This window comes from Rhizobium sp. Leaf311, from assembly GCF_001423445.1.
Classification (GTDB): Bacteria; Pseudomonadota; Alphaproteobacteria; order Rhizobiales; family Rhizobiaceae; genus Agrobacterium.
Map to the genome: position 1 here is coordinate 3,851 of NZ_LMNZ01000008.1, position 22,981 is coordinate 26,831.

Consider the following 22,981-nt stretch of genomic DNA (forward strand, 5'->3'; position numbering starts at 1 on the left):
CGGCGGCTTTTTCCCAGGCATCATATTTTTCGGCAAACTGCTCATAATTGACGACGATGAGCAGATCATAATCCGAGAGGTAGCCGCTCTTTCTATCCTCTACCCAGTTGCCGCGCGCGTAAGAGCCGAAGAGGATGAGCTTCAAGAGGCGTCCGCGTTTGGCCTTTTCCGAGAGCTTGGTTTTCAGGGACTCGTCAAATTCATCAAACAGGATTTGCGCGATGCGCTGCAATTCGCGGCGCTTCTTTTCGGGCAAATGGCTCAGACGCTCGATGTCCATTTCACAATCCTTGCAACTCCCGAAAGGTGGCAGGGCAAACGCTCACCTGCCCCAACCGCCTGTCTGCCTTAGCAGAACAATCCCGGTTTCGGGAAGGGCCGTTTCGTGGTGTTGGGTGGTGCGGCACAAACCGGCTCTGCTGCGTGTGGTTTGGTCACGCCGGGCTGGGAAGCCGTGCTCAGGCCGGAAAAATGGCCGCGGCGGCGGTGCAGCCGAAACATGGGCCTGCATGGCCCGGAGTTTCGCAGCTGCCTTCGGGTTCGATTTTCTGCTACTTCTCGAACGCTATGGGCGGCGGCATCCCGTTCCGCTCAAGATGCCATGCGCGCAAACTAAAGGTTCTGATAGGACCGACAATAACGCTCGACCATTGTTTCGGCGCGCATTTCCGCCTGATATCGCGCCGCAGCCTTGGCTCCGTGATCGACCCTATCAGCGCTACCATCGACATACGCATTCATGGCGCTCATCATCGCCGAGGCATCTTCTGGTGGCACAACGATGCCTGTCTCGCCATGCCTGTTTACAAAGCTTGTTCCCGTGCCGATCTCGCAGGATATCATCGGTTTGCCAAACATTGCCGCTTCCACCAGCGAAAGCCCATAGGCTTCAGACCTGAGGTGCGACGGAAAGACAAAAGCGGTGCACAGTTCCAGCAGCGCCGCCTTATCAAGGTCAGTGATGGAACCAAGAAAATGCACGTTGGTTAGGCCGGCCTCTGAAACCTGCGCTTTCAACTCGCGCTCCATAGGTCCTTCGCCAGCAATGAGAATATCAGCATTGACGTGCTTTGCCGCTTTGATCAGCGTATGCAGACCCTTGTAGTATCGCAGCACGCCGACAAACAGAAAGAACGGCTTTGGGAAGCGCATCTTCCAACCATCCTTCAGGGCTGTGGGTGCGCGGGGATAATCCGCTTCATCCAGGCCAATCGGTATGATTTCCGTCTTATCTCGGTAACGTTGCAGCACTTCGCTGCTTTCCAGATAATTTGGCGATGTCGCCACGATACGGGTGACGCTCGACAGAAACCGGTGCATTAGCGGCTTGTACAGCTGCAGCAGGAGCTTCTGCTTCACGATATCAGAATGGTAGGTGACGATCGTAGGCTTACCCGGTGGATGCAGCAGGTGCAGCAGATCCATAAACGGCCAAGGAAAGTGATAATGGACGATATCTGCCTTGGCGCTCAACGCCTTGAACTTCGAAAATGCATCGCGCGAAAAACCGGTTGACGCAAACTCAAATGTAAGACGAGCCTTGTAGGCCATATGGCCATCGAACTTGACGGTATTCCCTACCGGATCATGGCTGAGGGAGAGCACGTCTGACTGGATGCCATGCGCCAGGGCGCCTTTTGCTATGGCGTGAATCGTTCGCTCAACACCGCCAAATGAATCTGGATAATAGGTCTTAAAGACGTGAAGAATGCGCATTTTCAAGACCTCAAATTATCCGCTGTGGCGCTTTTTAAAGCGACGAAGCCGCACGTCAATACCATGGCAAGGCCCGCTTATGCATGAGACATCGACTGTTTCCCTGACAGAAAGGGAGGCCAGTCTGTCTCGGTCACTCATCGTAATTATCGTGTCGCTCTATCGCCTTTGCCACCACCAGATACCGTCGAGAGGATAAGCGCCAAATCGCTGAGGAGTCCTTGTTCTTCGATATACATCGCATCGGCCTCAGCTAACTGCGCGGGGGTGGACATATCGATCTCCCTGATTTGGGCAAGCCCCGTTACACCCGGCCTGACGGCAAAGACATTCCGCTGCCGACGCTCCGCGATGACGTCCGTTTGATTAGGCAAACACGGTCTTGGCCCGACGAGACTCATATCCCCCCTCAACACATTGATGAGCTGGGGTATTTCGTCCAGCTTACTGGACCTCAATTTTTTACCCAGCGGAGTAATCCAGGACTGCTGCGCATCATGCGAGCCGACGTGTGGTGTTCCAACCGCCATGGTGCGGAATTTTATGCAGGTAAACACGCGCTCGTTGCGACCTACGCGCTCTTGCAGGAAAAACGCACCGCCTGAGGAATCCCGGCGAATGAGAATGATCAGGACAATGAACACCGGCGAAAACACGATGAGTCCGGCTGCGGAGGCCACGATATCAAACAGCCGTTTGGTGAAGTTCTTCATGCGATCGGGCACCTGTTCGCCTTGGGTTTGGAGCAATGTCTGTCTGGATCAAGGAGCAATCTAGACCGAGCGGCGTAGCCCATCGTCAGTCGATAATGGGGGAGTCCAGCCTAATATTCGTTTGGTTTCAGAACAGTCTGCCTCCAGGCTATCCACGAGCCGGCCGACGACATCGCGTTTTCCTGTCACCGCTCCCACCGCTCGCAGGAATGAAGGTGGCACCGGAAACAACATCGCGCGGCGTCCGCTTGCCGCAGCGATCTTGCGGATTAAATCCGCTGTTGAAAGTGCGGCGCCGTCTGCGGCCATCAGGACGTGTCCGCCAGCTGAGGGTTCCAGCGCGGCAGTGACGATAAGATCGGCCAGATTGTCGACATGGATGACGGATCTTCGATTGTCTAGTGCGCCAAACGGAAGTGGGGCGCCGCTTTTGACCAGTTTGACCAGAGCATTGAAGCTTCCCCGCGCGCCCTTGCCATAGACCAAGGGAGGGCGAATGATGACAATCTCCATGCCGGTAGCCCGACCGATCTCTCTGATACGGTTTTCCGCTTCCAGTTTGGACCTGCCGTAATCCGTTTCCGGCGCTGGCAGGCTTTGCGCGGTAAAGGGTTTGCCCGTCTGCGAGCGTTCACCGTTCACCTTGATGGTGCTGACGAACACAAAACGCTTCACGCCCGCTGCCGCTGATTGCTCAGCGAGGCGTGTCGTGCCATCGACATTCACAACCCTCATCGTCTCACCTTCGGCGGTGGTGCCATCGATGACGTTCTGATTGTGGGCGGCCAGATGAAGGACGGTGTCTGCTCCCGCAAGAGCGCTGCGCCAGTCTGTCGAACCGTCTATATTGCCGACAGCAATATGGTCACCGCCAGGCTTCCGGCTGGTCGCAGCAAATGGCAAATTCCGCCCACGAAGCATCTGGACCAGAGATCTACCGACAAAGCCCGTGGCGCCGGTCACAAGAAACATCTTCGCCTCCTGAGTTTCGGCTTATGTGGGTGTCTTGGAAACGTCACAGTTTCTTTGCCCATCCTGCACAAACACGTGGTCTACGATCTTGTCAAAAGGTGTGTAGTCTTCCACAAGCTCGGAAAGAAGCAGCTTTACCGCTGCCGCATCACCGCCAGCAACCGTGGTGACAAGAGTGTCCAGCTTGGGCTTCAGCACCGGCCATGCGAGCAGTTTTTCCCGCGCCCGCATGACTTTAAGGTGCTCAGTCGGTTCGGGATTATTGCCAATGAGCATCTCCTCGTAAAGTTTCTCACCGGGGCGCAGGCCTGTCATGACGATACGGATATCGCCATCGGGATGGCGCTCATCCTGAACGGTGTGGCCGGAAAGCTCGACCATGCGACGCGCCAGATCCATGATCTTGATAGGCTCGCCCATGTCCAACACGAACACATCTCCGCCCGTGCCCATTGCACCCGCCTGAACGACAAGCTGCGTGGCCTCGGAAATGGTCATGAAGAAACGCGTTATATCCTGATGGGTCAGCGTAATGGGGCCGCCTTCATGGATTTGCCTTCGAAACAAAGGAACGACGGAACCGGATGAGCCGAGAACATTGCCAAATCGCACCATCGATAAAACCGTCTGCGAACCATCAGCAGCCAGAGCCTGCAAACACATTTCCGCCAGCCGTTTGGTCGCGCCCATCACATTCGTAGGCCGGACCGCCTTGTCAGTGCTGACAAGTATGAAATTCGATGCCCCCGCATCAATGGCCGCCTTTGCAACGGTCAGAGTGCCGAAGACGTTTGTCTTGACACCCTCTACAGGATTCTGCTCCACCAGAGGAACGTGCTTATATGCGGCAGCATGATAGATTGTCGCGGGCTTCCATGTCTGCATAATCTTCGAGATACGGGTCTCGTCGCATACATCGGCGAGCAAAGGAATGATTTGCGGGCAGCTATCACCGTGTTTCAGAAGCTCGGCTTCCAGAGAGTAGAGGCCGAACTCGCTTTGATCGAGCAGGATCAGCATCGAAGGCTCGGATTTTATAAGCCCTCGACACAACTCACTGCCGATTGAGCCAGCGGCGCCTGTGACAAGCACCACCTTGCCCCTGACGTTTCTATCAAGCAACTCCTGGTTTGGCAGTACCGGCTCACGCCCCAGAAGATCCTCAACATCCAGCTCCTGCATATCCGCTGTCTGGCCTTTTCCAATCGCAAGTTCGCTGACATTGGGCACAGTGCGAACCGCGACACGCGCGCCGCGCAGTTCTTCTATGATGTCATTGCGTCGCTTCCGATCTACTTTTGGAAGAGCAAGCAGAACAGTGCTGATGTCTAGCGCGCCACAAATATCGACTATTTGCTCTGGCTTAAAGACCTTGACCCCACCGATGAGGCTGCCCTGAAGGTTCTTGTCATCATCGAGGTAGCCACAGAGACAAAAGTCCAGGCTTTGATTGAGGACGCTGGCAAACTGCCTGCCTTCAAACCCAGCTCCGTAGATCAGAACGTTACGCCGACTGGATTGCTTCAGAATGCGGTTGTATGCCTCAGATAAGAAATATCGCGCCGTAAACCGTGACAAGGCTATTGCAATCAACAACAATAAGGGCTGCAAGATGCCGACCGTACGCGGTATCCCGGGAAAGCTCACCGCGGTGAATATGGCCATAAAGGCTAGACCATAAATCGCCACGGCCTTGATAACGGCGATGAAAGCAGCCCACCCCATAAACCTGAATATGGCCCGGTAGAGGCCCACAGTGATAAAAATGGGCAGTGCGATGGCAAGCGAGACCGGAATGGTCAGCAGCTGGATTCCAGAGAGCGCAACCCAGTCATTCAGGCGAAAGCAAAATGCCAGCCAGATCGTCAGCACGCAAAAAGAGGCATCAACGACAAGTGCCAAAGCGCGCTTCGTTGATCGCGGCAAATTAAGTATTTGCTGTATATATTTATCTTCGATCACGCGTATGTCTGCCTTTTGCGGTCCATACTTGCCTCAGCGACCGTAGCTCCGGATTGAGGAGTACTTTCAACGTCAGGGCGCGCCATTTTCATACTTATTGTACACGCAAAGCAGACAGCGCTAAAAAGCAGCACGTAAGATTCGCCCAGCGCTAACCGGTTATTTGAGTTGCTTAAAATCGTGAAGGCAAAATAGATGGCACAAACAAAGTAACACAAGAAAGCGCTTTTGCTGAGAAGCCCCTGTTTTGATGCACGAAAGACGCGATAGATGCTTGCTACAAATATCAGTCCATAAATGGCTAAGCCAACAAAACCATGCCGAACGAGAACCTCGAGGTAGCCATTATGCATGAGTGTATAAGGGATGCCTGCGTAGTGCGTCGTGTGCCAGATAGCCAGCCAATGATTACCGCTTCCAAAAATGGGCGATGCCGCAATGATTTCGGATGCATTTGACCACAGTTGAAGACGTTCATCGACACTGAAGGGCGTTTCAGGAGATGCAATGGCGTCGCCCAAAATGCTGGACACGGAGCGACCGCCCATAAAGTCATCATACAGCGTAACGACTGTTTTCGCTGTAGGGCCAACCACCGCCAGAATATTCTGGTGGGCAAGAAAAACGCCTGACCCCAGAAGCAAAACACCGGCCACCAGTGATACCAAAACCTCTTTTCTGCGTAGAAAAAGAAATGCGCTGGACACGATCAGGAGAAAGGTGGGTATGAGCGCCAGCCAGACCCCTTTGGATTTAGAACCCCAAATATTAAAAAGCGCGATTGCGATGACGAGCATCGCAATTGAAGTCACGGCGGTTCGCACAGCACGAGTGCTACCCACCTCATAATGGTGTGACGCCCAGTAGAAGGCACCAATGACGAGAAAGCCGCAGCCAACGGCACCGTGGATCGGGTTTTGATGGAACAGAGGGAAAATACGCTCGCCGGTGAGCGCCCGAGCAAAGTCGGTAGATATCAAAAGAAGCAAAAGCGCGACACAGAAGAAACAGGCGAGCACAACTCGCAGAATGCTCCTGCTGCCATATAGCGCTCTACCCAGAAGAGGAAAGAGCAAAGGAAAGGCATACAACCACTCCGAAGCGCCTTTTTCCCCTGTCATGATCAACTGATAGAGAAACCGGAAAAGCGCGATACTACCGCAGGCAACACATAAAACGGCAAGCCAATCATTGAGGTTTGCGTTATCTTCCTTCGGAAGAAAAAACACGAATATAATAATGACTGAAAGCGCAGCATATCTGTAGGCGTCGCTTTCAATCAACGTGACCGACATCATGACGAGCCAGCAAATACCCATCAAGGCATTGAGGACGAAAAGCCTGGAAAATGATGGACCGCTCACAACGCGTACCAAATGCGGCGCAAATATTCGATCGCCCTGATAACATGGGTCGACATCTTACGAAGCCCTCTGATCTTGACCGCGCGATATTGGCTGCGATCAGCGATTTGACTGTTAGTCGAATGTTTGGAGAGATTTACGATATTGTTGGCTACCGTGTAGACCTCTACCCCCGTCTTCCAGCCACGCTCAAGCGCAATGTCGTAAGGGTAGCGCATCGTCTGTATTTGATCGAGCAACTTTATAGCACCGCTGCGCGTAACCAAATAACAAGCGGCGGATCCTTGTGGCCCGTGAAGACAGCGACCGACCCGATCGCCGTAGGCCGTGACGATGGACTCTCTGAAACCTTTAGCACGGTGGTTCAGAAGTTTTACGAGTTCAGCAGATGGTAGGTGATCGCGGATCGCAGCCACACGAGGGAGAAAATTCTCCGTCAGATCGACATCGTCTTCGACAATGATAGCGGCGGAGTGAGGACTTGCGACAAACATCTCTAAAACAGAGAGGTGAGCCTTATAACACCCATATTCGCCGGGCAGTATTTTCCGCCCATTTCTAAGTTCAAATTTCTTTTCGTCGACGTTTATCCAATCGCCGCTGCGTATTGCACATCCATCAACACCGGGAACACGTTCAATGCTGACGCCGATACTATTTGCTTGAGAAAGTATAGTATTCCAACGATCTGGAGACCTCTCGAGATTAATAACGTATATGACGAACGTCTCCACAAGCTCCCCACTTCGTCGTACATCTGTTCTCAAACACGCGCTCACAGACGTTCACTTAAAATCGGCTGATTGGACTGAAACGTATTATAAACCGTATGCGTCCACCCAAATTACTAGCAGCAAACAATTGATTCAACTAGAGATATTAAGCACGTTTTCAACAAGAAATGAATATTACGCGAGAGTTGAAGTTAAACGGAGGGCCCTCAAATGGTTGCGGCATCTGATAACCCGGGGTGGTCTCCTCTCGGCTCCGGGAGCAAAACTGCAGACCAAGGCTAGGCCGGCTGTTGTTGGCCAAAAGCCATTCTTTAGCGATCGTGACGGTGTTTTCGTTGGCAACGCCGGCGGCTTCGACCTCATGATAAATCAGTCGATCCGATCGCCCTTCATGTCAAAGACATGCAGCTTTTCCGGCGGCAGACCGACGGTGATGGATTTGCCCGGCTGCAAGAGCGCCCTGTCTGACGAAAATAGCTTGAAGGGCATCCCGTGGACGGCCAGATGGAGGATGATGCCAAGGCCCGTCGGCTCGACAAGGTCCACCTTGGCCTCAATGCCTTCTGCGTCCGGAGCCACAATCACGTGCTCGGGTCGAATGCCAAGCGTTATCGCCTCGCCATCTTTAACAGCAATGCGCCGCTGAAGCGGCAATATGCTGCCATCCGGCAGAGCCATCTGGCTTGCCTCAGCCCCTTGAACGCAGCGCCCTTCAAGGAAATTCATTCCGGGTGAACCGATAAAGCCTGCAACGAACAGGTTGGCCGGACGATCATAAAGATCGAGCGGCGCGCCGATCTGCTGCACGTAGCCGTCATTCATGGCAACGATGCGGGATGCGAGCGTCATGGCTTCGATCTGATCGTGGGTCACATATACAGAGGTGGCACGCAAATCTGCCTGCATACGCTTGATTTCTGCCCGCATCTGCTCGCGCAGGCGCGCATCCAGGTTCGAGAGCGGCTCGTCGAAAAGGAATGCTTTGGGCTGGCGCACGATTGCGCGACCCATGGCGACGCGCTGGCGCTGTCCGCCGGAAAGCGCCTTTGGACGCCGTGCCAGATAGGGGTCAAGCCCAAGCTTGCCGGATGCAGCGGCAACCGCTGAGGCAATCACCTCCTTGGGGCTTTTGCGCAGACGCAGACTGTAGCTCATATTGTCTGCCACGCTCATATGAGGGTAAAGCGCGTAGGACTGAAAGACCATGGCGATATCCCGGTCCTTCGGCTTGAGGTCGTTGACCAGTTGCCCATCAATGGTCAGCGTGCCTGATGTGATCTCTTCGAGACCGGCGATCATGCGCAGAAGCGTGGACTTTCCGCAGCCGGATGGGCCGACGAGGACGACGAATTCGCCATCGGCAATGGTAAGATCGACACCGTGCAGGACGGGATGATCCCCATAGGATTTAGCGACGCGATTAAGCTCGATGGAAGCCATGGATTATCCTTTCACCGCACCGGCCGTCAGGCCCTGCACGAGGTATCGTTGAATGAGCAGGAAGAAGAGGCATGCGGGGATCAATGCCAGCACGCCGGCCGCCATCATCTGTCCAAAGTCGACTGAGAATTTCGAGACGAAGGTCAGCAGACCAACCGGGAATGTGGCGCTTTCGTTTCCCGAGATCAGCATCAGGGCAAAGAGCAGCTCGCTCCAAGCTGCGGTGAAGACGAAACCGAGCGTTGCGGCGATGCCCGGTAGCGTCAGCGGCAGAATGATCTGCCGGAACGCCTTGAACCGGCTGGCGCCATCAATCATCGCAGCTTCCTCAAGGTCTTTCGGAATGCCATCAAAGAAGGATTGCATGAGAAACGTCGCAAAGGGCACGTTGAAGGCCGTGTAGACGATGACGAGGCCCGTGAGGCTGTTCGTCAGGCCCAGCGGCGAAAGCATTTTGAAAATGGGCGCCACCAGCATGACGAGCGGAAACATCTGCGTGACGAGCATCAGTCCGATGACCCAGTATTTGCCGCGAAAACGGAAACGCGACAGCGCATAACCGGCCAGCGAAGACAGGATGGTGACCGCAAAAGCCGTGGAGCCCGCAACGATGACGCTGTTCTTGAAGAAGGTTGGAAACGCGCTGTTTTCAATGACGTAGCGATAGTGATCAAGCGTTGCATGCGATGGCCACATCCGCACGCCTTCACTGTAAAGAAGATCGTTGGGCGTGACCGACACCTTGAGGAGCCAGAACAGCGGGAAGAGCGCAAAGATGACGTAGAGAAGAAGTGCGAAACGATGCGCAATTGTCAGGAAAATCCTGCTGGTCATAGGTCAATCCTTCTCAATAAGACGCTGGCGCATGATGACGATGACCATGGAATAGGCGAGCAGAAGGACCAAGAGAGCCAGCGCGATGGCGGACGCGTAACCGAAATCGAGCCGCTTGAAGGCCTGCGTGAAGATGTAGCTTGCAACGATCTGCGTGCGGTCGGCAGGTCCGCCATTGGTCATGACGATGATGAGATCGGCGAAATTCGCGATCCAGACGGTCCGCAGCAAAACGGTGATTGCGATGGTTGGCGCAAGAAACGGCAGCGTGATGGATGTGAAGCGCTGGAGCGGCGTTGCGCCATCAATCGATGCGGCCTCGTAGAGATCACGCGGAATGGCCTGAAGGGCGGCCAGCAACGTGATGGCGAAAAACGGAATGCCCCACCAGACATTGGCAATGATCGGACCCCACATGGCCAGATGCGGATCCGCGAGAATGTTGTTGGGTGCGGAAAGTATACCGAGTGAGGTCATCCAATGCGGCAGCGGGCCGATGACCGGATTGAACAGCCATGCCCAATTGAGCCCGGCCAGAAAGGTCGGTACGGCCCATGGAAGAAAGACGAGCGCCTGCACCACGCCGCGGCCCGCGAACGGTTTGTCGAGAAGCAGGGCGAGAATAAGTCCGAAAAAGAATTGCAGAAAGACCGAAGCGCCGGTCCACCAGAGCGTGTTCTTCAGCGCGCGATAGAAGGCAACATCCTGGGAAAGCTCCCTGAAATGGTCGAGGCCGATGAACCCGCCGGAAAAAGGGTTGAGCAGTTGAACGTCGCGGAATGCGTAAGACAAGCCCAGAACCAGCGGCACCATCATGACCGTGATGATAAGGACCAGGACTGGCGCACTGTAGAGCCATGGCTCGGCGGCTCTTGCCAGACGCTGCAAAGCGGGTTTGCGCGCGGCCACGGGCCCGGCGGTTTGGGTATAGGACATCGAATGCTCCCCAGCGAAAGACGGCGAACGGGTGCGCCATGCGCTGATCTCGTTTGTTTCTGAACCGAAGCGGTGATCAGGCAGCGCGGATGGTCACGCGCTGCCCGTCTCGTTTATTTCGATTGCAGGAACTTCTGCTGAGCCTTGGTCATGTAGTCAGCCCACTGCTTGGCAAGTTCTTCCGGGGTGATGTCACCCAAAAGAGCCTCCTGCGATGACTTGATGACGAGCGAGTCCTTGAAGAATGCAAATTCCTCGAGATAGGTCGGCATTGTCGTCGGCACGGCATTCTTGTCTGCCAGTTCCTCGAACCAGCCCTTGAACTGCTCGCTGGCATAGAACGGATCTTTTTCTGCAGAGGTGTGAACGGGAAGCGCACCGGTTTTCTTGTTCCACTCGATGTTGCCTTCCGGCCCTTCCAGCGTCTCGATCAACTTCCAGGACAAGTCCTTGCTCTTGGAGGACGCCATCATCGACCAGCCCGCAAAGCCGATTGTGGGGAAGGTCTTGCCATCGGGACCCTTCGGCATCGTCATCACGCCGAAATCTTCCGCCTTCATGCGCTGGGCAATGGCAATCAGCGCATCCGGGTCCTGATCGAGGAAGGCGCATGTGCCGGAATAGAAGCCGGCCACGATCTCATTGAAGCCCCAGTTGACGCTGTCCTTTGGTGCATAGCCGTTCTTGTAGAGATCGATCACATAGGCCAGGCCCTTTATCCAGCCGGGGCTGTCAAAGGTGGACTGTCCATCCTTGGTGAAGAACTCGTTGGAGCCGGCCATGGACGCGCCGAACATGACCCAGCCATTCAGACCGCCCGGACCGCCGCGCAGGCAATATCCGTATTTTCCGGGGATGGCGGCAACCTTCTTGGAGGCATCGGCGAAGTCTTCCAGCGTCTTCGGCGGTTCCTTCACACCTGCCTGCTCAAGCAGCTTCTTGTTGTAGAACATGGCGCGCAGGTAAAAACCGTAGGGCAGCATGTAGGCCGTGTCCTTGACGTCGCGGCCAAGCTCCAGCGTGCGGGCGCTCAAACCGGCGGTGTGCTCCCACTTTGCCAGATAGGGTTCGAGGCTTTCGAGCATGCCGTTATTGGCATAGAGCGAAAGCCAGGTATCAGGCATTTCAATGACATCGGGAACGTCGCCAGCCGAAACCATGGTGGCGAATTTCTGGAATGCTTCGCTCCATGGAAGAGAGACGATTTCGACCTTCGTGCCGGGATTGGCGGCTTCGAATTTGGAGACGAGGCCCTTGAGGGTCTCGGTGCGTTCAGGGCTCGTGATGACTTCCACGAGCTTTAGAGTCGTGTCCGCCAGTGCCGTTCCGGCCATCAGGGCGGTGAAAAGTGTTGCTGCTACCAGTTTTTTCATTGCGTTCTCCCATTTTATTGTCGTCGTTGGTCAATGCGTCAGGCGGCGGCAGATGCCTCCGTGATCGCAGTATCAAGATCGTTCCAGAGCGCTTCTGTACCCTCAAGACCGACATGCAGGCGCACGGAGCGCGGGCTGATACCGAACGTATGCGCCGAATTCGGCTGCGCCTTCTGTTCGAGCACCACTTCGCCAGGGACGATCAGGCTTTCATGTCCTCCCCAGGAAACACCAAGTTTGAAAAGTTGAAGACGGTCGGCAAAGGCCCTGACATCAACGCCCTCGCGGAAGATGAATGAAAACAGGCCCGATGTGCCGTTAAGACCGGGCGGCAGGCGGTTCGCCAGACCCGGGTGGCAAACCGTCTCGACGACATCGAGCGCCTGCAGACGTGAGGCGATTGCCAGCGCCGATTCCTGATGCGCTTTCATGCGAATGGGCAGCGTGCGCAATCCGCGGATCAAAAGCCAAGCATCGAACGGAGACATCTTGCCGCCCAGATAGGGATAGGCCTCGGCACGGATGGTATCGATCATCGCTTTCGAGCCCGCAACGATGCCGGACACCACATCGCTGTGGCCGCCGAGATATTTCGAAGCGGAATGCACGACCAGATCGACGCCAAGCGAAACAGGCTTTTGAAAGATCGGGCTTGCCCAGGAATTATCGATGACCGAAACCGCTCCGTGGCGGCGCGCAATCGCAGCAAGCGCGCCGACATCATGCGCTTCCATGACCCAGCTCGTCGGGCTTTCCATGTAGAAAAGCTTTGCGCCCGGCATCGCCTTTTCGACGGCAGCCTCATCACGACCATCGACATAGGTCACGCCGATATTCATGCGCTTCATCAAGGTGCCGAAAAGACGGAAGGCATCCGGATAGACGTGGCGCACGGCAACGATACGGTCTCCCGGTGAAACGAAAGACAGAACTGTCGAAGAAATCGCAGCCATGCCACTGGCAAAGCCAAGCGCATCCTCCGCACCCTCAAGCCTGGCCAGCATTTCCTCGAACATCCGAACCGTCGGGTTCAGTCCACGTGTATAGACGGGGCGACTTCTCTCACCACGATAGGTGGCAACCATCTCGTCATAGCTTGAGAAGGTGAAAAGCGAGGTCTGGACGATGGGCGGCACCACAGCCTCAAAGGCATGCGTTTCATCATGGGCAACGATGAGAGATGCGGGATCGTAGAGATCATTGCCTTGGCTCATTTGGACATGTCCTTGATATCTTCCTCGACGATGGCGAGGATTTTCAGCGTTTCTTCGCGTGCAGAGACCGCGTCCGAAGCGACAATGGCGTTGAACAGCGTGCGGTGGAATGGAAAGGAGCGTGCGGCGAAATCCGGCCTGTCGAAGGGTTTCAACCAGAACCGCTCGAAGCCCTCACGCATCTGCTCCAGAAGCTGCTTGAACAGCGAATTGTGGGTGGCGTCATAAATGGAAAGGTGGAACGCGAGATCGGCCTTGCCGGAAGTACCCTCGGCAAGATGGACACATTCCATCTCCTCAAGCCGCAGGCGCATGGTCTCGATATCCTCTTCGGTTCTGCGGCGCGCCGCGGCCATGGATGCCTCGACCTCTATTCCGCGTCGAACCTCCAGCGTCATCAGCAGAGCATCGCGCAGGCTTTCCGCTTCAATGGAAATTGGCATGTGGACGGTTGCGCTTGATATCGGCTTGAGAAGGTAGTTGCCGCTACCCTTGCGGCTATCAATAACGCCAAGCGCCTGAAACTTGCGGATAACCTCTCGGATGGTGGAACGCCCGACACCCAGCGCTGTCATAAGTTCACGCTCTGCAGGCAGGCGACTTCCGGCCTTCAGCCCGGCCCGGTTGACAAATTCCGCAAGCGCAGCCTCGACCTGGCGCACTCTGTCGACCGCTGGCAGCGGCGTCATCAGGTGACTGTCTATTGGCTTGTCCATCCAAAAACCCCGACCGTGCAGACAATAAATTGGTCTGACATCTTACCGATTAACACATATTAGGATTTTATCAAGACGGTCTTGTATTTTGGCCGCCAGCCATTGTCCGAGCGAGCACACACATGCGGCTTCACACTCAAGGACCAATCGCCGGACAAACTGCCAGCGCTGATTTGCGAAGATCAGCATTGAAAATGAGATGATCTGCATATAAATCATGTCCATGCTTGACCATTCATCCGAGAAGTTACCGTCTCCAGATTTGCCCATGGACGCCCTGAGCGAAGTCCTGCGGGACTTTCGCTTGAGCGGTGTCAACTATGGACGTTGCGAGTTGCGGCATCCGTGGAGCATCGCCTTTCCCGAACAACCGTTGTTGCGCTTCCACTTCGTCAGCCAAGGCCCATGCTGGATTCATACGGAAGCGCAGGGTTGGCAGGCGCTGAGTGATGGCGATCTGGTCCTCTTACCGCAGGGTGTCGCTCACCGCCTGGCAAGCGCACCGGATGTAGAGGGCGATTGCCGTAAATCATGCCAGGTAACGAAGCTTGAAAGCAGCGTCTGCGAAGTCGTCCGAGAGGGAACGGGTGCCACCGCAACCCTGTTCTGCGGATCCATGGCTTTGGGCGAGCACGCGCTTCATCCTCTGATTTCTTTGATGCCACCCATCATCCGGGGCTGTGATGTGGCCGGTAACGACCCGCTTATAGGACCCTTGCTGGCTGCCATGTCTGTCGAGGCCTCACAGCCACAGATGGGAAGCGCGACGGTTCTTTCGCGTATGGCCGACCTGCTGGCTGCCCGGCTTATTCGCTGCTGGGTCAATTGCAGTGGGGCATCAACCACCGGCTGGCTTGCTGCGATACGCGATCCTCATATCGGACGCGTGCTGGCCGCCATCCACCGGCAGCCTGGCCACCATTGGACGCTGGAAAACCTTGCCATTGTAGCAGGTCAATCACGCTCCATCTTTGCCGAGCGGTTTAGTTCTGTACTCGGCGAAGGCCCGGCCCGTTACCTCGCCCGTCTGCGTATGGAGCTTGCAAGAGAACTTCTGTCTCGAAAAGGGGTATCCGTGGCTGAAGTCGCCACACGCTTCGGATACGAATCGGAAGCGTCATTTGCGCGGGCGTTCAAACGTGTAACGAACATTTCGCCGGGCACTGTGCGCCGCACAAATTCCGGACGAACGGATATGAATTTAGGATTTTAAGGCACAGATCATCCTGGAAACTCCGTCTATAGATGTCCTTAGTTTAGGAGAACCGAAATGACGGACACGACTTTGCAGCTCGACAAACCAATCACCGATTTAGAAACAGAAGAACAAAGCACATGGACGGCAGCGACTTGGCTTGCCGTCCTTTCCATGGCCGCGACCAGCTTTGCTCTGGTGTCGGCCGAGTTTCTGCCAGCCGGACTCTTGACGCCGATGGCGCGCGACCTGGGCATCAGCGAAGGGACAGCCGGGCAGGTCGTCACGGCCACGGCCTCCGTTGGCGCGATTACGGCGCTATTCAGCAATGTCCTGATCGGTAGATTGAACCGCAAGACAGTTTTGGTTGCTCTTACCGCACTCGCAGTCGGATCTAACATCCTTGCCGCTACGGCGAGCGAATTCTGGTTGTTGTTGGTAGGTCGAGCCGGATTGGGCATTGCACTGAGTGGCTTCTGGGCGCTTTCGGTTGCCGTCGTTGCAAGACTGGTGGGCACCAATGCAACGGGCCGCGGCATGGCGATCGTCACCCTCGGCGTTTCCTTGGCCACCATAGCTGCGCCTTCCATGGGAGCCCTGATCAGTGACTGGCTGGGTTGGCGAACGGCGATGGCGTTAACCGCTGGGCTTGCCGTCATAGCCATGGTGATGCAGGCGGTGAGCCTGCCATCCCTGCCTGCCAGCACAAGCAACAGCCTGATCGATGTGCTCAAGCTGACGCGGCGACGCGGCGTTCAGTTGGGCATGTTGGCCATCCTTTTGCTTATGACCGGACATTTCGCTGGCTCGATCTATGTACGGCCATTCCTCGAGCAGGTCACGTTGCTCGATACGCAATCAATCGCCCTCGCCCTGCTCGGTTTCGGCATCGCCTCCGTTGTCGGCAACGTCGCTGGTGGCAGGATGGCAGATGCCAGTATCAGCATGGCGCTCGTGGTCACCGCTGCACTGATGGCGTTGGCGGCAATCACTCTCGTCATTAGCGGTGCTTATGCTGCTGTCGCGTTCACTCTGGTCGCGCTCTGGGGCTTCGCCTTCGGCATGGCGCCAGTCGTGCTACCAACCAACCTGTCCCGCAGCGCACCTGATGATCTGGAGGCGGCAGGCAGCCTTATGGTTGTTTCCTTCCAGGTCGCAATCAGCATCGGGGCGGTTGTCGGTGGTTATGTCGTGGATACATACGGTGCCGCAGGGCCGCTGACCCTGACTGCCATCCTCGCAGCCGCGACCGTCGCGCTGGCGCTCGTTCAACCCCGCAGTTGACGGCTTGGCTTGAAGCAAGTGACCCTCATCAGGACAAGTCGATCTTGTCCTGATGTATGAGCTTGGAGCACATCTGCTGCCTCCAGGAAGCCCGGCGGGATTATAAAGACCCCAGCGCACTTCTGTTCAGCAGCTTTGCCACCCAGTCCACGAAAACGCGAACCTTGTTCGTCACGTGTCGCGTCTGCGGATAGACGATATAGATGGGCATGGCCTCGCTTTTCCACTCGGGAAGGATTTGGACCAGTTTGCCCTCCTTTATCTCCTTCCTGATAGAGAACGGCACCAGTTGCCCGACACCCATTCCAGCGAGAATTGCGTTTTGATATGTGCGGGCGTCGTTGGCGGAGACAATGTAGCGGGGGGTGATCTCCGTTGAGCGAATACCATTATCGAAGGCCATGCTCATGACTTGTCCTGCGCTGGCATTGAGATATCCAACGCAGTAGTGATCGATCTCAAGGTCTTCCGGCTGCTGGGGTATGCCGAAACGTTCGATATAGCCGGGTGATGCGCAGGTGATGAAATCGAGTTCTGATACTTTGCGGGCAATCAGCGACTGGTCGCGCAGGGTACCTACCCGCAAGGCGCAATCGACGTTTTCTGCTATATAATCGACCAGCCGGTCTCCGACACCGATATCGAGCCGGATCAACGGGAAGCGCTCGTGAAAATCGCAAAGGTTTGGAATGATGATGTCGTCGGCAAAGACACCAGCCATTTCTACACGCAGGCGGCCCGATGGCTGGACGTTGGCGTTGGAAAGGCTGCTGTCCAGTTCATCGATTTCCGACAGGATCTGGGTCGCACGTTCGTAATAAAGCGCACCGTCCGTTGTGACCATGACGCGGCGCGTCGTCCGGTTCAGAAGCGTGGTCCGCAGATGCGCCTCAAGCCCCTGCACCATATTGGTGACCGTGGTCTTTGGAATGTTGAGAGCGTTGGCAGCCCGGGTGAAATTCCCTGTTTCCACCACCCGTGCAAACACACGCATCGCCGCTAACTGATCCATTGGTGGCCTTTTCGTTCGATTGTCCGTGAATTTGGAATAGTGTTTTCAAAATTGCCAGCTTGTGCAATTTATCTCGAACAATAATATCTAATTCAGAAATTGCTGCAAGACCCGTTGCAAACGGGTTGCGAAGGAAACGAAATGAACACGCAGTGGCAAACGATCGAGAGCAGCGGGGCAACACAGCCACCCTTGTCCGTTCGTATCTACAAGGGTGAAGGTGAAAACCGGACGCCGCCGCTCGTGCTTTATCTTCGTGGCGGTTCTTTTCTGGAGCAAGGCGCTCGCTGTCCGGAGCTTCCGGTTGCACGAGCACTTGCCGACAAGGGTGCAGTCGTCATCGAAGCGGATTACAGCACAAGCTCGTGCAACGAGTTTCCAGCTGTCATCGATTGTGCGTTCGAGGCCCTGAATTGCCTGAGCAACAGCCGCAAGCAATATGGCAGCGCAAAATCGCTGCTGTTCGTTGCGGGTGAAGAGGCAGGCGGCAATGTGGCAGCCGGTCTGGCGCTAAAGGCGCGAGACAGGATGCCGGGAAAATTGGCAGGGCAGATTTTGCTCTCACCGATGATCGATCCGCTGATGGCGTCCATGTCCTTTCGGGATGCCGACAAGATCGGTATGCGGCAGCGCTGGGCTGAAGGCTGGAGCCGGTATCTGGCAAAGGCCTGCGGAGTGGCACATCCCTATGCCGCCCCCTGCCAGTGTACGCGGCTCGACCGGGTGGCACCGGCATTGATTTTTACAGCCGAGGACGATCCTCTGCATGACGAGACCGTCAATTACGCCGGTCGCCTGAGTGATGCAGGAATACGCGTTCGGCAGCATGTTTTCCCTGCCGGTTCCGGCTGGACGGGGCTTTATCGCGGTGAAGGTGGAACATGGCTTTCTGCTGTTTGCGCCGAGTTTGCGGATTTCGTTCAAGACCTGAAGCATTAGCATTCATTACACCAACTGATCGGCTTCTGATGAGGCCAAGGAGTATCCCATGACGCTCAAGAACAAGCGCCGTGCCCTTGCGGGTGCCGGCATCGGCCTTGCCGTGTCCGTTGCAACAGCGGCATTTCTATTCGATCTTCCCATGACCACGGGTGCCGTGGCAGCATCCGCTCCTGCGGAAACGCCGGCGATTCCCGTAACCGTCGCCACCGTTGAGAGCCGTGACATCACGCATTGGGAGCAGTTTTCCGGCCGTCTCGAAGCGGTGGAACGCGTCCAGATCCGCTCCCGTGTCGCGGGCCAGATCCAGGCAGTCCATTTCCGTGAAGGCGCATTGGTCAAGGCCGGTGATCTCCTCTTTACAATCGATCCCGCGCCGTATCAGGCGGCGGTTGCCGGTGCGGAAGCACAGGTTGCCTCTGCACAGGCCAAGGTCGGGCTCGCCGCAACCGAGCTTGAGCGCGGTCGCCGCCTCTCGGACAACCGCACCATCTCGCAAAGCGATCTGGACCAGCGCCAGAGCAATGTTGCGGATGCCGAAGCACAGTTGCGGGCCGCCCGTGCCGCGTTGACGACGGCGCAGCTCGATCTCAGCTATACACAGCTTCGCGCACCAGTCTCCGGACGCGTCGGCAAGCTGGATATTACCGTCGGCAATCTGGTTGCTGCCGGATCTGCCTCGCCAGCGCTTACGACACTGGTATCGGTCGACCCGATCTATGCCAGCTTCAACGCCAGCGAAGAGATGGTTGCCAAGGCGCTGTCGCAATTGCCCGTTTCCGATGGTGCGCTTCAGGCCTTGGAGCAAATCCCGGTCGAGGTCGGCACGCTTGCCGATGAGGGCACGCCGATCAAAGGCACGCTTCATCTCATCGACAATCAGGTCGATGGTGCAAGCGGCACTATCGGGGTGCGAGCCGTCTTTGCCAACACGGATGGACGCCTGATACCCGGCCAGTTCGTGCGGGTTCGCTTAGGCGAGCCGAAGTCGGAAAACCGCATCGTCATCACCGACCGCGCTATCGGCACCGATCAGGACAAGAAGTTCGTCTTCGTGGTGGATGGCGAGAATAAGGTGAACTACCGCCAGATAAAGCCCGGCGCAGCCGCAGATGGCCTGCGTGTGGTGGAAAGCGGCCTTGCCGCAGGCGACAAGATTGTCGTCAACGGTTTGCAGCGTATTCGCCCCGGTGCCGTTGTCGCTCCGCAGACCGAAGACAAGGTCGCAGCCTCGCAATAACATTCCGGCGGGCCTGCTCCCAAGGGGTCCGCCGTCCCCATTGATCAGAACAGGAAACGAAGACCTGCCGGTGGCCATTGCCGCCGGAGCGGTCCTTCGCGTCCAGATTTTCACCCGGAGAGGGCTAAATCATGAACATCTCCAGATTTTTCGTAGACCGGCCGGTTTTTGCCGGCGTCCTATCGGTCCTTATCGTGGTCGCTGGCCTTATCGGCATGCGCGCGCTTCCGATTTCCGAATATCCGGAAGTCGTGCCACCTTCCATCGTCGTGCGCGCCACCTACCCTGGCGCCAACCCGAAGGTCATTGCTGAAACGGTTGCAACACCGCTTGAAGAGCAGATCAATGGCGTCGAGGACATGCTCTATATGTCCAGCCAGGCGACTTCGGACGGCGTCATGACGCTGACCGTCACGTTCAAGCTGGGCACGGACCCGGACAAGGCGCAACAGCTGGTCCAGAACCGTGTTTCGCAGGCAGAACCTCGCCTGCCCGCCGAAGTCAGAAGCCTTGGCGTCTCGACCGTCAAAAGCTCGCCCGACCTGATGATGGTCGTGCATCTGGTGTCACCCGGCAATCAGTATGACCTGACCTATCTGCGCAACTACGCCGTCCTCAACATCAAGGACCGTCTGGCGCGCATCGAAGGTGTTGGCCAGGTGCAGATTTTCGGTGCCGGCGACTATTCCATGCGCGTGTGGATCGATCCGCAAAAGGCGGCTGAGCATAATCTTGCCGCCAGCGACATCAGCAACGCAATCCGCGAGCAGAACGTGCAGGCCGCGGCCGGAACCATCGGCGCCTCGCCAAGCCTTAACGGCGTTGATCTTCAGCTCAACGTCAACGCTCAAGGACGCCTTTCGACACCGGAAGAATTCGGCAACATCATCGTCAAAAGCGGTGCGAATGGTGAAATTACCCGCCTTCGTGACGTTGCCCGCGTAGAACTGGGTGCAGCCGATTACGCGCTGCGCTCGCTGCTGGATGGCGAATCTGCCGTTGCCATTCCCGTCTTCCAGGCGCCCGGCTCCAACGCGATTACCATCTCGGATCAGGTTTCTGCGACCATGCAGGATCTGCAGAAGGCCATGCCAAACGGCGTGAAATACGAGATCGTCTACGATACGACGCAGTTCGTCCGCGCCTCCATCGACAAGGTCATCGACACCCTGCTGGAAGCCATCGCGCTCGTCGTCATCGTCGTTATCCTGTTCCTCCAGACATGGCGCGCCTCGATCATCCCGCTCATTGCCGTTCCGGTATCCATCATCGGCACATTCGCGGTGATGTATGTCTTCGGCTTCTCGATCAACGCACTCAGCCTCTTCGGTCTGGTGCTGGCAATCGGCATCGTGGTGGATGACGCCATCGTGGTGGTGGAAAACGTCGAGCGCAATATCGAGAACGGCCTGTCTCCCCGCGATGCGACCTACCGCGCCATGAAGGAAGTCTCCGGCCCCATCATCGCCATTGCGCTGGTGCTGGTCGCCGTCTTCGTGCCGCTTGCCTTCATCTCGGGTCTGTCGGGCCAGTTCTACCGCCAGTTCGCGTTGACGATTGCGATTTCGACAGTCATCTCGGCCATCAACTCTTTGACGCTGTCTCCAGCGCTGGCTGCCCTGCTCCTCAAGGATCACCATGCGCCTAAGGACTGGCTGACCCGTGGCATGGACAAGGTGCTTGGCGGCTTCTTCCGTGGCTTCAACCGTGCCTTTGGTGCGGCCTCGAATGGTTACGGCAGAAGCGTCGGCGGCTTGCTCAATCGCAAGAGCATCGTGATGCTGGTCTATGTGGTTCTCGCTGGCGCGACCTATGGCATGTTCAATGCCGTTCCCGGCGGCTTCGTGCCCGCGCAGGACAAGCAGTATCTGATCGGCTTTGCCCAGCTGCCGGATGCCGCAAGTCTTGATCGCACAGAAGATGTCATCAAGCGCATGAGCGACATCGCCATGCAGCAGCCTGGTGTCGAACATGCGATTGCGTTTCCTGGCCTGTCCATTAACGGCTTCACCAACAGCTCCAATGCGGGCGTCGTCTTCGTGGCCTTGAGCCCGTTCGAGGAGCGCACGACACCGGAACTATCAGGAGGCGCCATTGCCATGGCACTGAACCAGAAATTCGGCGCCGTTCAGGATGCCTTCATCGCCATGTTCCCGCCACCGCCGGTTAACGGTCTTGGCACAACGGGCGGCTTCAAGCTGCAGATCGAAGACCGGGCGGGCTTCGGATATCAGCAACTGGACGAGGTGACCAAGGCCTTCCTTGCGAAAGCCTATCAGACACCTGAACTGGCCGGTCTGTTCTCCAGCTTCCAGATCAACGTGCCGCAGCTTTATGCGGATCTGGACCGCGCCAAGGCCGAGCAACTGGGCGTTTCCGTCACCGATGTTTTCGAGACGCTGCAGATCTATCTCGGCTCTCTCTACGTCAATGACTTCAACGCCTTCGGTCGCACTTACAGCGTGCGGGTACAGGCTGACGCGAAGTTTCGTTCGCAGGCGGAAGATATCGGACAGCTGAAGGTTCGCTCGTCCAATGGACAGATGATACCACTCTCGGCACTGCTGAAGGTGGATGCAACAACAGGACCGGAGCGGACCACCCGCTACAATGGCTTCCTCTCTGCCGATATCAATGGCGGTCCTGCGCCGGGCTTCTCTTCCGGCGAAGCGCAGGCAGCCATAGAACGCATCGCCAACGAGACCTTGCCATCGGGTATCGCTTACGAGTGGACGGATCTGACCTATCAGCAGATCCTTGCCGGAAGCTCGGGTTTCCTCGTCTTCCCACTCGCTCTGCTGCTGGTCTATCTGGTGCTTGCCGCGCAGTATGAAAGCCTCACCCTGCCGCTCGCCATCATCATGATCGTGCCCATGGGCGTGCTGGCGGCCATGACGGGCGTCTGGTTGACAGGGGGTGACAACAACATCTTCACCCAGATCGGCCTCATCGTCCTTGTGGGACTATCAGCGAAAAACGCGATCCTGATCGTGGAATTCGCCCGGGAACTGGAGTTCGAAGGCCGCTCGCCGGTTGCCGCAGCCATCGAAGCAAGCCGCCTTCGCCTGCGCCCGATCCTGATGACGTCACTTGCCTTCATCATGGGCGTGGTGCCGCTGGTCATCTCCACCGGTGCAGGTGCGGAAATGCGCTCGGCCATGGGTGTCGCCGTGTTCTCCGGCATGATCGGCGTCACGATCTTCGGCATCTTCATGACACCGGTCTTCTACGTGCTGGTCCGAAAACTCTCCGGTAACCGCCCGCTGATCCAGCACAAGGAAGAACCTGCCAATACCGACTACAAGATGCACGAAGCCGTTTGATGGCTGCATCATGA

General features: G+C 56.5%; 19 protein-coding genes. 5 read left to right on the plus strand and 14 right to left on the minus strand.

Translation table 11 applies throughout. From position 1 onward, the window contains the following. From ASF69_RS23600 to ASF69_RS12040, 13 genes are all read right to left on the minus strand, one after another. Positions 1–280, minus strand: a 280-nt coding sequence (locus ASF69_RS23600) for a nucleotidyltransferase domain-containing protein (protein ID WP_244475458.1), incomplete at its 3' end; no start/stop codon positions are given. A 332-nt stretch (positions 281–612) separates the two neighbouring features. Further along, positions 613–1,716: a glycosyltransferase gene (locus tag ASF69_RS11985; RefSeq protein WP_062587767.1), complete on the minus strand. Its 1,104-nt coding sequence runs from the start codon at positions 1,714–1,716 to the stop codon at positions 613–615. Between the two features lie 146 nt (positions 1,717–1,862). Then, positions 1,863–2,429, minus strand: a complete 567-nt coding sequence (locus ASF69_RS11990) for a sugar transferase (protein ID WP_062587769.1) — start codon at positions 2,427–2,429, stop codon at positions 1,863–1,865. 60 nt (positions 2,430–2,489) lie between these two features. Then, the gene (locus ASF69_RS11995; RefSeq protein WP_062587771.1) at positions 2,490–3,401 is read right to left on the minus strand and encodes an NAD-dependent epimerase/dehydratase family protein; all 912 of its coding nucleotides are present in this window, start codon (positions 3,399–3,401) and stop codon (positions 2,490–2,492) included. Positions 3,402–3,422: 21 nt separating this feature from the next. After that, positions 3,423–5,369: a nucleoside-diphosphate sugar epimerase/dehydratase gene (locus ASF69_RS12000; RefSeq protein WP_062587772.1), complete on the minus strand. Its 1,947-nt coding sequence runs from the start codon at positions 5,367–5,369 to the stop codon at positions 3,423–3,425. Next, on the minus strand, positions 5,360–6,727 hold the full coding sequence (locus ASF69_RS12005) for an O-antigen ligase family protein (RefSeq protein ID WP_244475459.1): 1,368 nt from the start codon (positions 6,725–6,727) through the stop codon (positions 5,360–5,362). Before ASF69_RS12005 ends, ASF69_RS12000 begins: the two co-directional genes overlap by 10 nt. Continuing rightward, the gene (locus ASF69_RS12010; RefSeq protein WP_062587774.1) at positions 6,724–7,461 is read right to left on the minus strand and encodes a glycosyltransferase family 25 protein; all 738 of its coding nucleotides are present in this window, start codon (positions 7,459–7,461) and stop codon (positions 6,724–6,726) included. The genes ASF69_RS12005 and ASF69_RS12010 overlap by 4 nt, the downstream gene beginning before the upstream one ends. A gap of 369 nt (positions 7,462–7,830) precedes the next feature. Then, a complete protein-coding gene (gene ugpC, locus ASF69_RS12015; RefSeq protein ID WP_062587776.1) occupies positions 7,831–8,901 on the minus strand; it encodes a sn-glycerol-3-phosphate ABC transporter ATP-binding protein UgpC in 1,071 nt (356 codons plus the stop codon). A 3-nt stretch (positions 8,902–8,904) separates the two neighbouring features. Continuing rightward, positions 8,905–9,735 (minus strand): carbohydrate ABC transporter permease, encoded by an 831-nt coding sequence (locus ASF69_RS12020; RefSeq protein WP_062587777.1) that lies wholly within the window; start codon positions 9,733–9,735, stop codon positions 8,905–8,907. 3 nt (positions 9,736–9,738) lie between these two features. After that, positions 9,739–10,671, minus strand: coding sequence for a sugar ABC transporter permease (locus tag ASF69_RS12025; RefSeq protein ID WP_062587779.1), 933 nt, complete (start codon positions 10,669–10,671; stop codon positions 9,739–9,741). Positions 10,672–10,784: 113 nt separating this feature from the next. Continuing rightward, positions 10,785–12,044, minus strand: a complete 1,260-nt coding sequence (locus ASF69_RS12030) for a sugar ABC transporter substrate-binding protein (RefSeq protein ID WP_062587782.1) — start codon at positions 12,042–12,044, stop codon at positions 10,785–10,787. A 38-nt stretch (positions 12,045–12,082) separates the two neighbouring features. After that, positions 12,083–13,258 carry a PLP-dependent transferase gene (locus ASF69_RS12035; RefSeq protein ID WP_062587784.1) on the minus strand — a complete coding sequence of 392 codons (1,176 nt, stop codon included), beginning with the start codon at positions 13,256–13,258 and terminating at the stop codon, positions 12,083–12,085. Continuing rightward, positions 13,255–13,947: a FadR/GntR family transcriptional regulator gene (locus tag ASF69_RS12040; protein ID WP_062587787.1), complete on the minus strand. Its 693-nt coding sequence runs from the start codon at positions 13,945–13,947 to the stop codon at positions 13,255–13,257. The genes ASF69_RS12035 and ASF69_RS12040 overlap by 4 nt, the downstream gene beginning before the upstream one ends. Positions 13,948–14,197: 250 nt before the next feature. Between ASF69_RS12040 and ASF69_RS12050 the strand changes: the two genes are divergently transcribed. After that, on the plus strand, positions 14,198–15,187 hold the full coding sequence (locus ASF69_RS12050) for an AraC family transcriptional regulator (protein WP_062588377.1): 990 nt from the start codon (positions 14,198–14,200) through the stop codon (positions 15,185–15,187). A gap of 57 nt (positions 15,188–15,244) precedes the next feature. After that, positions 15,245–16,453 (plus strand): MFS transporter, encoded by a 1,209-nt coding sequence (locus tag ASF69_RS12055; RefSeq protein WP_062587792.1) that lies wholly within the window; start codon positions 15,245–15,247, stop codon positions 16,451–16,453. Between the two features lie 100 nt (positions 16,454–16,553). Here the strand turns inward: ASF69_RS12055 and ASF69_RS12060 are convergent, their stop codons facing one another. Continuing rightward, positions 16,554–17,465, minus strand: a complete 912-nt coding sequence (locus ASF69_RS12060; protein WP_062587794.1) for a LysR family transcriptional regulator — start codon at positions 17,463–17,465, stop codon at positions 16,554–16,556. A gap of 141 nt (positions 17,466–17,606) precedes the next feature. Between ASF69_RS12060 and ASF69_RS12065 the strand changes: the two genes are divergently transcribed. The 3 genes from ASF69_RS12065 to ASF69_RS12075 all read left to right on the plus strand — a co-directional run bounded on the left by ASF69_RS12065 (position 17,607) and on the right by ASF69_RS12075 (position 22,967). Beyond that, complete coding sequence (locus tag ASF69_RS12065; protein WP_062587796.1) at positions 17,607–18,404, plus strand: alpha/beta hydrolase; 798 nt, start codon at positions 17,607–17,609, stop codon at positions 18,402–18,404. 49 nt (positions 18,405–18,453) lie between these two features. After that, complete coding sequence (locus ASF69_RS12070; RefSeq protein ID WP_062587798.1) at positions 18,454–19,644, plus strand: efflux RND transporter periplasmic adaptor subunit; 1,191 nt, start codon at positions 18,454–18,456, stop codon at positions 19,642–19,644. 131 nt (positions 19,645–19,775) lie between these two features. Then, on the plus strand, positions 19,776–22,967 hold the full coding sequence (locus ASF69_RS12075; RefSeq protein WP_062587800.1) for an efflux RND transporter permease subunit: 3,192 nt from the start codon (positions 19,776–19,778) through the stop codon (positions 22,965–22,967). Positions 22,968–22,981: the final 14 nt, after the last annotated feature.